We start from the raw sequence: 11,952 nt of genomic DNA, 5'->3' as shown, positions 1-11,952 counted from the left end.
TCGATCGTCAACGCGATCAACGCCGCACCGTGCTCCTGCGCCAACCGGGTGACCAGAGCGAACCGCGACTCCGGACCGTCACCGTCCTCATAGTTGACCGAGTTGATGACCGCACGGCCGCCCAGCTTCTCCAGACCCGCCCGGATCACCGGAACCTCGGTCGAGTCCAAAACGATCGGCAGCGTGGAAGCCGTCGCGAAACGACCCGCCAGCTCCTCCATGTCCGCGACACCGTCACGGCCCACGTAGTCGATGCACAGGTCGAGCATGTGCGCGCCCTCACGGATCTGATCCCGGGCCATCTCCACACAGTCGTCCCAGCGGGCCTCCAGCATCGCCTCACGGAACTTCTTCGACCCGTTCGCGTTCGTCCGCTCACCGATCGCCATGTACGAGGTGTCCTGACGGAACGGAACCGTCTGGTAGAGGGAGGCGGCGCCCGGCTCGGGCTGGGGGGTGCGCTCGGTGATCGCGGTCCCGCGGACCCGCTCCACGACCTGCCGCAGGTGCTCCGGGGTGGTGCCGCAGCAGCCGCCGACGAGGGAGAGGCCGTACTCGCGGACGAAGGTCTCCTGGGCGTCGGCCAGCTCGGCCGCGGACAGCGGGTAGTGGGCACCCTGCTTGGTCAGGACGGGCAGGCCGGCGTTGGGCATGCAGGACAGCGGGATACGGGCATTGCGCGCGAGGTAGCGCAGGTGCTCGCTCATCTCGGCCGGGCCGGTGGCGCAGTTCAGCCCGATCATGTCGATGCCCAGCGGCTCCAGCGCCGTCAGCGCCGCACCGATCTCCGAACCGAGCAGCATCGTGCCGGTGGTCTCGACGGTGACGGAGCAGATGAGCGGGACGGTGACCCCCAGGGCCTCCATCGCCCGCCGGGCACCGATGATCGAGGACTTCGTCTGGAGGAGGTCCTGCGTCGTCTCCACCAGCAGCGCGTCGGCGCCGCCGGTGATCAGGCCCTCGGCGTTGATCTGGTAGGCGTCACGGATCTGGCCGTAGGTGATGTGCCCCAGGGTGGGGAGCTTCGTGCCGGGGCCCATGGAGCCGAGCACCCACCGCTGCTGCCCGGTGTTCGCGGTGAACTCGTCGGCGACCTCGCGGGCGATCCGGGCACCGGCCTCCGACAGCTCGAAGTTGCGTTCGGCGATGTCGTACTCGGCCAGCGCGGCGTAGTTCGTACCGAAGGTGTTCGTCTCGACGCAGTCCACACCCACCGCGAAGTACTCCTCGTGCACGGAGCGCACGATGTCGGGGCGGGTGATGTTCAGGACCTCGTTGCAGCCTTCCAGCTGCTGGAAGTCCTCCATCGTGGGGTCCTGCGCCTGGAGCATGGTTCCCATGGCCCCGTCGGCGACGACCACGCGGGTCGCGAGCGCCTCCCGCAGGGCATCGGCCCGGGTCTGTGAATTCGTCGTCATGCCGGCCGCTCCAGCTTCGGTGCCAGCAGCCCGGCCGCCTGCTCCCCGTACACCGCGCGGACGGTGGCGAGCAGGCGCTCGGGCCGGATCTCGTACGCCTGGGAGCCGACGGTCGCCAGGACCAGCGCGGACATCGCACAGCCGAGCTGTGCGGCGGTCTCAAGCCCCAGCCCCCAGCTGACGGCGGCCAGGAAGCCGGAGCGGAAGGCGTCGCCGACGCCGGTGGGGTCCTCGGCGTGGACGTCGGGGACGGCGGGGACGGTCAGGGCCGGCTCGCCCTTGCGGTCGATACGGACACCCTGGGCGCCCAGGGTGGTGACCCAGGTGCCGACGCGGTCGAGGACCTCCGCATGGCTCCACCCGGCGCGTTCGCGCAGCAGCGCGGACTCGTACTCGTTGGTGAACAGCCAGCGGGCCCCGGTGACCAGGCTGTGTACCTCGGCGCCGGTGAGGCGGGCGAGCTGCTGCGAGGGGTCGGCGGCGAAGGGAATGCCCAGCTGTCGGGCCTGTTCGGTGTGCCGGACCATCGCGCCGGGGTCGTTGGGGGAGACGAGCACCAGGTCGAGGGGGGTGCGGTCATGGACGCCGCGCAGGTCGATGCGCCCGGCCTCGGCCATGGCGCCCGCGTAGAACGCGGCGATCTGGTTGGAATCCTGGTCGGTCATGCACATGAAGCGGGCGGTCTGGTGCTCGGAGGAGACGTACACCGAGCCGGTGTCGACGCCGTGTTCCTTGAGCCAGACCTCGTACTCGCCGAAGTCCGGGCCCACGGCGCCCACGAGGAGGGGTTCGAGGAGGAGGCCGCCGAGGCCGAAGGAGATGTTGGCCGCCACTCCGCCCCGCCGCACCTGGAGGGTGTCGACGAGGAACGACAACGAGACGTGTTCCAGCTGGTCGGGGAGGAGCTGGTCGACGAACCGGCCCGGGAAGGCCATGAGGTGATCTGTGGCGATGGATCCGGTCACCGCGATACGCACGTGGACTCCTGTGAACTGGTCTGATGCCGGCGGGGCGGGATGTGGCAGGGCAGGGCAGGGCGGGGTGTGGGGGGTGGGGATGTCCGGTGGCGCGCGGGCGGTGCGCGCCGGGGTGCTCAGGCGGCGGCGGCCTTCAGGCGTTCGGCGCGGTCGGTGCGCTCCCAGGTGAAGTCGGGCAGCTCACGGCCGAAGTGGCCGTAGGCGGCGGTCTGCGCGTAGATGGGGCGCAGCAGGTCGAGGTCGCGGATGATGGCGGCCGGACGCAGGTCGAAGACCTCGGTGATGGCCCGCTCGATGCGGTCGGTGGGCACGGTGTGGGTGCCGAAGGTCTCCACGAAGAGACCGACGGGCTCGGCCTTGCCGATGGCGTACGCGACCTGGACCTCGCAGCGCGAGGCGAGGCCGGCGGCGACCACGTTCTTGGCGACCCAGCGCATGGCGTAGGCGGCGGAGCGGTCGACCTTGGACGGGTCCTTGCCGGAGAACGCGCCGCCGCCGTGGCGGGCCATGCCGCCGTAGGTGTCGATGATGATCTTGCGGCCGGTCAGGCCGGCGTCGCCCATCGGGCCGCCGATCTCGAACCGGCCGGTCGGGTTGACCAGCAGCCGGTAGCCCTTGGTCTCCAGCTTGATGCCGTCCTCGGCGAGCCCGCGCAGCACGTACTCGACCACGCTCTCCCGGATGTCCGGGGCCAGCAGGGCCTCCAGGTCGATGTCGGAGGCGTGCTGGGTCGAGACGACGACGGTGTCCAGCCGCACGGCCTGGTCGCCGTCGTACTCGATGGTGACCTGGGTCTTGCCGTCGGGGCGCAGGTAGGGGATGGTCCCGTTCTTGCGGACCTCGGACAGCCGGCGCGAGAGCCGGTGCGCGAGGTGGATCGGGAGCGGCATCAGCTCGGGGGTCTCGTCGCAGGCGTAGCCGAACATCAGGCCCTGGTCGCCGGCGCCCTGCTTGTCGAGCTCGTCCTCCTCGCCCTCCACACGGCTCTCGTAGGCGGTGTCGACACCCTGGGCGATGTCGGGGGACTGGGCGCCGATGGACACCGACACGCCGCAGGAGGCGCCGTCGAAGCCCTTCTTCGAGGAGTCGTAGCCGATCTCGAGGATCTTCTCCCGGACGAGCTGAGCGATCGGCGCGTAGGCCTTCGTCGTCACCTCGCCGGCTATGTGCACGAGACCGGTGGTGATGAGGGTCTCCACCGCCACCCGGGAGGCGGGGTCCTCGGAGAGGAGCGCGTCGAGGATCGTGTCGCTGATCTGGTCGGCGATCTTGTCGGGGTGTCCCTCGGTCACGGACTCCGAGGTGAACAGACGGCGGGACATCTCACTCCAGGTGGTGTGGGGACGGGTGGTCGGATCGGGCAGGGTCGGACGTGGGGGACACGGCCGGACATGGTCTGTTGCCGAGGATCCTGCCGCCCGGTCCTCGGCCCGTCCTTGAGAGCGCGTCGAGCGGAGCTGGCCGGTTCCCCCACCCCCGCTCGACACGGCCCCCTCTCCGGCGGGCCCCCCCGTTACCGGATGCGGAAGTTGGCCATCATGCCCATCGCCGAGTGGTCCAGCAGATGGCAGTGGTAGACGTACGTCCCCCGGTACGTGTCGAAGGTGGCGTGCAGCTTGACCGTCTCGCCGGGGAACAGCCGGACCGTGTCCTTCAGCCCGGCCTCGCCCGGCGCCACCGGGGCCCCGTTGCGTTCCAGCAGCCGGAACTGGACCAGGTGCATGTGGAAGTTGTGCGGAACGATCTTGTTGGCGTTGGTGACCGTCCAGATCTCCGAACTGCCGTGGGCGATGGTCTGGTCGATGCGCCGGTAGTCCCAGACCTGGCCGTCGATGAGCCCCCGCGGCTCCTCGCGGCCGTCCTCGTCCATGGCGAGGACGATGGTGCGCTCGACCGTGGCGTTCGCCATCGGCGCCAGGGTGCGCAGCGTCTGCGGTATCCGGCTCGCGTCCGGCGCCGTCCGTACGACGTCGAAGCGCAGCACCTTGCCCACCTGGTCGGGCGTGCCGGGCCCCAGCACGTTCTCCAGGACGATCTTCGTCCCCACCCGGTAGCGGGAGAAGTCGATGACCACATCCGCCCGCTCCGCCGGCGACAGCCCGATGGAGTCCGTCGTGAAGGGGTGCTCCAGCAGGCCGCCGTCCGTACCGATCTGGATCATCTGGCCGCCGTCCGACAGGCGCAGCTGGAAGAAGCGCATGTTGGAGGAGTTGAGCAGCCGGAAGCGGTACTTGCGGGCCGCCACCTCGAAGTACGGGCTCGGGCGGCCGTTGGCCAGGATGGTGGTCCGCCCGAACACGTCGTCCATCACGTAGACCAGCTGCCCGGCCTCGTCGAAGCGGGCATCGCGCAGCGCGATCGGCACCTCGTACTGGCCGGACGGAAGCGGCAGCGACCGCTCCGTGTCGTCCGAGAGCAGATAGGTGGCCGACAGCCCCCGAAAGACGTGCTCCGACTCCATGTGGTGCGCGTGGTCGTGGAACCACAGGCCGGCGCCCGGCTGCTGGTTGGGGTAGGTGTAGGTGCGCGAGGTGTTCGGCGCGAAGGTGTCCATCGGGCCGCCGTCGTTCTCCGGCGAGACACTGCCGCCGTGCAGGTGGACCGAGACCGGCATGGTGAGGGTGTTGCGGTGCCGGATCACCACCTTCCGCCCGCTGCGGGCCCGCAGCACCGGCCCCGGGAACTGCCCGTCGTAGGTCAGCACCTTCGTCTGCACACCGGGGATGATCTCCCGGCCCACCTCCTTGATGGTGACGGCATAGGTGTCCTGGCCGCCCAGCGTGGAGACCGGCTGGAGCACCGGCAGGGTCGGCATCCGCACGGTGAACGGCGCCGGCACCGTCACCGGTTTGCCCCCGCCGGAGCCGGTGCCGGTGGCTTGGGCGGTGCGGGCGCTGAGCAGCGGCGTCAGACCCCCGGTGGTGAGCAGGCCGGCGCCGGTCGCGGCGACGGCACCGCCGAGCAGGCTGCGTCTGGTGACCATGGGATTACCTCCTGGGAAGGGTGGGTGCGGGCGGACGCCGGGAGCGGCACAGGGCCCGCCGAAAACGGCCGGCCGCCGGTGCACGCCGGCGGCCGGTGCCGGTGCCTGCGGGCAGCCGGCGAGGCAATGCCCCGCACGGCTGTCGCGCCGCGAGTGGACCAGACGCGCCTAGCGCATCACTCGAGCCCAGATGGTGTGCGGGCGTCAGCCGTTGCGCGGGCCTTGCGGGGCCTTCGTAACCCTCCTCATGCGTACGTACGACCGCGTACGCCCGACTCGTGCCGCCGAACCGGGCGGCCGCTGGGGGAGGCTCCCGTGGACCTGCACGACCTGCACGACTTACGCGACTGGCTGCCGCGCGCACTCGCGGTGGCGGAGCGGTGGGGAGGGCAGTTCGGCCCGTACGAGACCCACGACGCGCACCGGGTGCGGCCCGACGCCTTCGACGAGGCCTTCGACCGCCTCGCCAAGCGGATGGACCACAACTACCCGTTCTTCCACCCGCGCTACGCCGGACAGATGGTCAAACCGCCGCACCCGGCGGCCGTCACCGGCTACCTCACCGCCATGCTCTTCAACCCCAACAACCACGCCGCCGAAGGCGGACCCGCCACCACCGAGATGGAACGCGAGGCCGTCGCCGACCTCGCCGCCATGTTCGGACTCGACGCCCACGTCGGCCACCTCACCACCAGCGGCACCATGGCCAACCTGGAAGCCCTCTACGTCGCCCGCCAGCTCCACCCCGACCGCGGCGTCGCCTACAGCGGCGAATGCCACTACACCCACGAGCGGATGTGCCACGTCCTGGGCATGGAGGGCCACCGCATCCCCACCGACACCAGCGGCCGCATCGACCTCCAGGCGCTGGAGAGCGCGCTGCGCGGCGGCCGCATCGGCACCGTCGTCGTCACCACCGGAACGACCGGACTCGGAGCGGTCGACCCCGTCCACGAAGTCCTGCCGCTGGCACGCCGGTACGGGGCACGGGTCCACGTCGACGCCGCCTACGGCGGCTTCTACGCGATCCTGGGCCGGGCCGGTACCGGTGGCATCGACCCGGCCCCCTGGCGGGCGATCGCCGCCTGCGACTCGGTGGTCGTGGACCCGCACAAGCAGGGCCTGCAGCCCTACGGCTGCGGCGCCGTCCTCTTCCCCGACCCGCGCGCCGGCCGGCACTTCGCCCACGACTCGCCGTACACCTACTTCACCGACGCGGACCTGCACCTGGGCGAGATCAGCCTGGAGTGCTCACGCGCGGGAGCGGCCGCCGCCGCCCTGTGGCTGACCCTGCAACTGCTGCCGCTCACACCGGACGGCTTCGGAAGGATCATCGCCGCGAACCGCCGGGCCGCACTGCACTGGGCCGATCTGCTGACCGCCTCCGACGAACTCGAGCTCTACCAGCGCCCGGACCTCGACATCGTCACCTACTTCCCCACCTCCGCCCACCCGACCCTCTCCTCGATCGACGCGGCCTCCGACCGCCTGCTGCGCGACGGCATGACGGCGGAGGCCGACCCCGTGTTCCTGAGCGTGCTGCGCGCCGACGCGGACGCCTTCGTACGCCGCCACCCGCACGTGGCACGCGACGCCGACGCCGCCCGCGTGATCCGCAGCGTCCTGATCAAGCCGGAGTCCGAGCACTACCTGCCGACCCTGCACGCCCGCGTCGAGGACCTGGCCGCGCGCGGCCGCACCACGCCCTGACGGCCACCACCCCGACCGCCACCACCCCGACGCCAACACCCGACCGACAAAGCCCCCTTCCCGCCCCCGCCCTTCCCACCGGAGGTCCACGCCTTGTCCCCGAACCCGTCCGGCCCCACCGCCTTACCCCGGCCCGACAGGCCGTCCCTCGACCACCTGTCCGCCCTGATGTCCGCCGCCTTCCACGACGACGCCCTGACCCGCTGGATGATCCCCGACGAGCGGCTGCGAGCCGAGCTGCTCCCCGGCTTCTTCCGGGTCTTCGTCGAACTCTCCGCCGCCCACGACGCGATCCTCACCACCCCCGACGGCGACGCGGTGCTCCTGTTCCTGCCACCCGGCGCCGAACCGGACGAGGACGCCCTGGACGCCGCCTTCGCCCACGCCCTCGGCAAGCACACGGACGCACTGCGCACCATCGCCCGCCTCCAGGCCCAGCGCCACCCACACACCCCGCACTACTACGCCTCCTTCGGCGCCGTCCGCCCCGGCCACCAGCAGAGCGGCCTGATGTCCGGCCTCCTCGCCGAGATCACCGCCCGCGCCGACGCCGACGGCGTCGGCGCCTACACGGAGGCCAGCTCACCGGGCGGCGAAGCCGTCACCCGGCGCGCCGGCTTCGAACGCCTGGGCACGGACATCACCCTGCCCGACGGCGGACCCGTCCTGCGACCGATGTGGAGGAACCCCCGATGAGGGGAGACGACCTGATCCAGTCGTGGACCAGCAGCCAGGTCGCCCGCGGCGAGGCACCGCCCGAAGCCATCGGCCCACTGCTGCAAGTCCTCATGTGGAGCCGGGACTTCCTGGTCTCCAGCCACCCCGAACTGGGCCGCACCGGACCCGTGTGCCCCTACACCCAGCCCTCGCTGCGCAAGGACCTCTTCCACCTGGCCCTGCCGACCGCCGGCTGCGAGGACCTGGCCATGGCCGTCGACTCGCTGCGCACCCGCCACGCGGTCCTCTCCCGGCCGCTCTCGCCCGAGGACCGCGAACTCCTCACCATCCTGCTGGTCCTGCCGGGCTTCGACCCCACGGACTCCGTGGAGCTGGACGAACTCCAGCGCAAGGCGAAGGACGAGTTCGTCGCCGAGGGGCTGATGATCGGCCAGTTCCACCCGGTCTGCGAGGAACCGGGCCTGTACAACGAGTCCTTCCGCCCGCTGCGCGCCCCGCTGCCGCTGCTCGCGGTCCGCAAGCTCCTGGTCTTCGACCTGCCGTTCCTGGTGGGCGACGACTCCCACATGGACCACTACCTCCAGCGGTTCGCGCCGGCGCTCCCGGCCCGGATCCGCGACCAGTTGGTGAGCCGGGTGGTGGCCGCCTGAGCACCCCGCCCCTCCTGGTGAACGACGATCGGCCGCGCCCCCTGGTGGGGGCGCGGCCGATTGGTGTTGCGGGGAAGGGGGCTAGAGGCGCAGGCAGTCCTCCAGGAAGGCCAGGACGCGCAGGTGGTAGGCGGTGGCCGCGTGGCCGAGGCTGATGTTGTGGCCCGCCGCCGGAAGGTGTTCCACGGTGACGTGGGGGGCCGCGGTCAGCAGGGCCGCCATCGCTGCCGGCGCCGCATCGTCCAGGTGCCACCACGCCTCGTGCTCGGCGAAGGTCAGGCGGACGGGGACACGGACGCGGGGGGCCAGTTCCTCGTACTGGCCCGGCCACCACACGGTTTCCGCGGACTCGCGCGGCGGGGTCGGGGACAGCAGGGCGCGGCTGGCCTGGAAGGTGCCGCGCGGGTAGAGGTTCAGGGGGCCCCAGTTGAGTGTGGAGGCACCGCCGCCCAGGGTGGACGGGAAGTGCAGGGCCTGCGGGTTGTAGTGGTGGCCGACGCCCGAGGCGTCCAGGCCCAGCAGGGGCACCGCGCCGTCGGTGGCCGCCGTGTGCAGGGCCACCTTGCCGCCGTCGGAGTGGCCCAGGAGGAACACGCCGGCGCCGATCGCGTGCCCGGCCGCGTGCTCCTTGAGGGCCGCGTGGAGGGTTTCCGCCTGCCCGGCCAGGCTCTGGCCCTCGGGCAGCAGGCCTGCCGAGTCGCCGTAGCCCGGCCGGTCGAGCGCCAGGACCGCGTGGCCCAGGCCGGTGGCGAGGGGGATGAGGGCATTCCAGTACGCGGCCCGCATGCCGCGGCCGTGGACGGCCAGGATCGTGGAGCGGACCTCCCGGCCCTCGGGGAGGGCCAGGAGCCCCGACAGGGGGATGCCCGCGGCGTTCAGGGTGTGGGGGCGTGCGCCGCCCGTCGCGGTGCTCATCGCAGCGCCAGCCCCTTCCGTGCGCCCGCCATCGCGTCCACCCACTCCACGGGGGAGCCGGTGCGCAGCAGCGAGGTGCCCACCAGCAGCCCCCCGAACCCGGCGTCCAGGAGGTGGGCGGCGGTCGCCGGGCCGTCGATGCCGCTCGCGCTCACCGGGCAGGCCGCCCCGGCGGCGCGGACCGCCGGCAGCAGGTCCAGGGAGCGGCCCAGGTCGCCGGCGCCTTTCTCGCGGGTCCTGATGTCCTTGTTGTTGACCGCGATCACACACTCCTCGGGGTGGTGGACGGCTTCGAGTTCGGCCTCCGTCGTGATCTCGACGAAGGGCGTCAGCCCGGCCAGCAGGCACTCCGTGACCAGGGTCCGCATGCTCGACGCCGGGAGCAGCGCCGCCGTCAGCAGCACCGCCGAGGCGCCGAGCTCCTTCGCCGTGCGGATCTGGTCCTTGCGGGTGATGAAGTCCTTCTGCAGGAGCGGAAGGCCACTGAGCGCGGCCACGTCCCGCAGCAGCGCGGGCGAGCCGCCGAACCAGCGGCCCGTCACCACCGAGATGCACGGGGCGCCCGCCGTCTCGTACGCCTGGACGATCGCGGCCGGGGTGCGGCCGCCGAGCATGTCGTAGCCGTGCGCGTCGCGCCGTTTCACCTCCATCACCACGGGGGTCGGCGAGGCCAGGAGGGCCTCGAGAAAAGGGAAGCCGTTCCGGTTCTGCTTCGTCATCGCGAAAGCTCCAGCAGGGGAGGGTCGGGGACGGGGGTGCCCGTGCGCCAGGCGCGGGCCAGGGCGGCGATCTCCGGGACGCCGAAGCCCCCGGTCGCCTGGTCGCGTGCCGCCGTGTCCACGTCGATGCCGCGGAAACCGCTGTGGCGTACGACGTCCTCGTAGGCGGGCCGGTTGGCCGCGGTCAGACCGCCGGCCAGGAGGAAGGGCCGGGTGAGTCGGGGCAGCAGGGTGGTCAGACGGGAGGGGTCCAGGGCGGCGCCGGTACTGCCGATCCGGCCGTCCCCGGTGGCGGTGTCCAGGAGGAACAGGTCGGTGCCGGCCCGCTCGTACGCACCGATCAGCGGCCGCTCCACACAGCCGCCCGCCTCGTCGACGTGGAGCACCTTGACCAGGCCGACCTCCGCGGGCAGTGCCTCGCGCAGCGCCCGTACGACGGCCGGCGGCTGGTAGGCGTGGAGCTGGACCCAGGCGACGCCGGTGCGCCGCACGACCCGGGCCAGTGCGCGGGGGTCGGCCAGGAACGTCACCAGGACCGGCAGGAGCCCGGCCGGACGGGCCGCCGCCACAAGGGCGGCGAGCCCGTCCGGGTCCAGTTCCGACGGGCCGCCGGGTACGCCGTGCCAGAGGCCGACGCAGTCCGCCCCGGCGGCCGCCGCCGCCTCGATGTCCGCGGGGCCGGTGGCCCCGCAGACCTTCAGCAGCGTCCGGGACAGCGGGCGGGTGGTGCTCACTTGCCCAGTCCCAGCATCGAGGCGATGCGGTTGTACTGGATTTCGTTCGTCCCCGAGTAGATCGTGCCGCCCAGGGCGTTGCGCACGTCCTGCTCGAGGCCGAACTCCGACATGTAGCCGTGGCCGCCGAAGATCTGCACGGCGGTGATGCTGGTGGCCAGGTTGGACTCGCTCGTGACGAGCTTGGCGATGGCCAGGTCCACGGTGACGTTCTCGCCCGCCTCCAGTTTCTCCCCGGTGTCGTAGAGCCACTTGCGGGCGGTCTCCAGCTGGATCTTCGTGTCGACGATCTTGTTGGCGATCGTCTGGTACGAACCGATCGCCTTTCCGAAGGACTTGCGCGTCTTCGCGTAGTCGACACACCGCTGCAGCCGGTGCTGCATCTCGCCCACGTTGACGATGAAGGAGAAGAGGATCTCCCGTTTCATCACGTGGTCCAGGACGAGGAACCCGCCCCCGACCCTGCCCAGCACCGCGGTCCTGGGCACCCGTACGTCGTCGAAGAACAGTTCGCTCAGCGGAGAGGTCCGCAGCCCCATCTTCTTGATGGGCTTGCCGGCGCTCACCCCGGGGGTGTTCCGGTCCACCAGGAACGCCGTCGTTCCCAGCGGGCCGCCGTCCGGATGGGTCCGGGCGTAGACCACGATCACGTCCGCGATCGGCCCGTTGCTGACGAAGACCTTGCTGCCGTTGATGACGAAGTCGTCCCCGTCCCGCACGGCCCTGGTGGCCATCGCCATGGCGTCCGAACCGCCCTCGGCCTCGGTGATGGCGTGGGCGCCGATCGTCTCGCCCGAGCAGATCCCGGGCAGGTAGCGCTCCTTCTGCTCCACGGTGCCGAACTGCCGGATCGGGATTCCGGTGGAGCAGATGGACGTGGTGACCGAGAAGCTCAGGCCCGAGTCACGGTTGTACTCGCCGAGGCCTTCCAGCACGTACATGGTGGTGAGGAGGGACTGTCCGAGGCCTCCGTGGTCCTCGTCGAAGGGCAGTGACAGGATCCCGGTCTTCTGCACGAGCTTCCACTTGTCCGCCGAGAAGGCGGACTGCTCGTCGAGTTCGATGTGGTCTGCGCTGAGTGCGTCTCCCCACCGCTCCAGGCCTTCGCGCAGATCTGCCTGGTCGGCGTTCCAACGGATCACGAGGGACCCCTTTGATTCGGCTGACG

At 71.4% G+C, this 11,952-nt stretch carries 11 protein-coding genes; 3 read left to right on the top strand and 8 right to left on the bottom strand.

Translation table 11 applies throughout. From position 1 onward, the window contains the following. From ACFYZ4_RS33405 to ACFYZ4_RS33390, 4 genes are all read right to left on the bottom strand, one after another. Window positions 1-1,418 (bottom strand): homocysteine S-methyltransferase family protein (locus tag ACFYZ4_RS33405; RefSeq protein ID WP_390785644.1); only part of this gene is annotated, 1,418 nt, incomplete at its 3' end. Beyond that, complete coding sequence (locus tag ACFYZ4_RS33400; protein ID WP_351304892.1) at window positions 1,415-2,395, bottom strand: carbohydrate kinase family protein; 981 nt, start codon at window positions 2,393-2,395, stop codon at window positions 1,415-1,417. The genes ACFYZ4_RS33405 and ACFYZ4_RS33400, both read right to left, overlap by 4 nt. A gap of 116 nt (window positions 2,396-2,511) precedes the next feature. After that, on the bottom strand, window positions 2,512-3,717 hold the full coding sequence (metK, locus tag ACFYZ4_RS33395; RefSeq protein WP_390785643.1) for a methionine adenosyltransferase: 1,206 nt from the start codon (window positions 3,715-3,717) through the stop codon (window positions 2,512-2,514). A gap of 191 nt (window positions 3,718-3,908) precedes the next feature. Continuing rightward, entirely contained in the window at window positions 3,909-5,378 is a 1,470-nt protein-coding gene (locus ACFYZ4_RS33390; protein WP_384341137.1) for a multicopper oxidase family protein, read from the bottom strand. A 315-nt stretch (window positions 5,379-5,693) separates the two neighbouring features. Between ACFYZ4_RS33390 and ACFYZ4_RS33385 the strand changes: the two genes are divergently transcribed. The 3 genes from ACFYZ4_RS33385 (at window position 5,694) to ACFYZ4_RS33375 (ending at window position 8,416) form a co-directional block, all read left to right on the top strand. Further along, window positions 5,694-7,088: a pyridoxal phosphate-dependent decarboxylase family protein gene (locus ACFYZ4_RS33385; RefSeq protein ID WP_390785642.1), complete on the top strand. Its 1,395-nt coding sequence runs from the start codon at window positions 5,694-5,696 to the stop codon at window positions 7,086-7,088. A 93-nt stretch (window positions 7,089-7,181) separates the two neighbouring features. Continuing rightward, window positions 7,182-7,784, top strand: coding sequence for a hypothetical protein (locus ACFYZ4_RS33380; RefSeq protein WP_390785641.1), 603 nt, complete (start codon window positions 7,182-7,184; stop codon window positions 7,782-7,784). Next, window positions 7,781-8,416, top strand: coding sequence for a DUF6875 domain-containing protein (locus ACFYZ4_RS33375; protein WP_351301076.1), 636 nt, complete (start codon window positions 7,781-7,783; stop codon window positions 8,414-8,416). The genes ACFYZ4_RS33380 and ACFYZ4_RS33375 overlap by 4 nt, the downstream gene beginning before the upstream one ends. An 81-nt stretch (window positions 8,417-8,497) precedes the next feature. Here ACFYZ4_RS33375 and ACFYZ4_RS33370 read toward each other — a convergent pair whose 3' ends face one another. The 4 genes from ACFYZ4_RS33370 to ACFYZ4_RS33355 are packed head-to-tail and all read right to left on the bottom strand — an operon-like array spanning window position 8,498 to window position 11,926. Continuing rightward, on the bottom strand, window positions 8,498-9,331 hold the full coding sequence (locus ACFYZ4_RS33370; protein ID WP_384341131.1) for an alpha/beta hydrolase: 834 nt from the start codon (window positions 9,329-9,331) through the stop codon (window positions 8,498-8,500). Then, window positions 9,328-10,050, bottom strand: a complete 723-nt coding sequence (locus tag ACFYZ4_RS33365) for an indole-3-glycerol-phosphate synthase (protein WP_384341129.1) — start codon at window positions 10,048-10,050, stop codon at window positions 9,328-9,330. Before ACFYZ4_RS33365 ends, ACFYZ4_RS33370 begins: the two co-directional genes overlap by 4 nt. Further along, on the bottom strand, window positions 10,047-10,784 hold the full coding sequence (locus ACFYZ4_RS33360) for an N-(5'-phosphoribosyl)anthranilate isomerase (RefSeq protein ID WP_351301085.1): 738 nt from the start codon (window positions 10,782-10,784) through the stop codon (window positions 10,047-10,049). The genes ACFYZ4_RS33365 and ACFYZ4_RS33360 overlap by 4 nt, the downstream gene beginning before the upstream one ends. Further along, window positions 10,781-11,926, bottom strand: coding sequence for an acyl-CoA dehydrogenase family protein (locus ACFYZ4_RS33355; RefSeq protein WP_351585780.1), 1,146 nt, complete (start codon window positions 11,924-11,926; stop codon window positions 10,781-10,783). The genes ACFYZ4_RS33360 and ACFYZ4_RS33355 overlap by 4 nt, the downstream gene beginning before the upstream one ends. Window positions 11,927-11,952 lie beyond the last annotated feature (26 nt).

This window comes from Streptomyces sp. NPDC001513, assembly GCF_042894695.1.
GTDB lineage: Bacteria > Actinomycetota > Actinomycetes > Streptomycetales > Streptomycetaceae > Streptomyces.
The sequence above is the reverse complement of the archived record's forward strand: the minus strand, read 5'-3'. Positions and strand labels throughout refer to the sequence as shown.

Coding starts and splice junctions, on each gene's coding strand:
- ACFYZ4_RS33365 (WP_384341129.1), bottom strand. CDS start 10,050: ATGACGAAGCAGAACCGGAACGGCTTCCCTTTTCTCGAGGCCCTCCTG.
- ACFYZ4_RS33375 (WP_351301076.1), top strand. CDS start 7,781: ATGAGGGGAGACGACCTGATCCAGTCGTGGACCAGCAGCCAGGTCGCC.
- ACFYZ4_RS33390 (WP_384341137.1), bottom strand. CDS start 5,378: ATGGTCACCAGACGCAGCCTGCTCGGCGGTGCCGTCGCCGCGACCGGC.
- ACFYZ4_RS33370 (WP_384341131.1), bottom strand. CDS start 9,331: ATGAGCACCGCGACGGGCGGCGCACGCCCCCACACCCTGAACGCCGCG.
- metK (WP_390785643.1), bottom strand. CDS start 3,717: ATGTCCCGCCGTCTGTTCACCTCGGAGTCCGTGACCGAGGGACACCCC.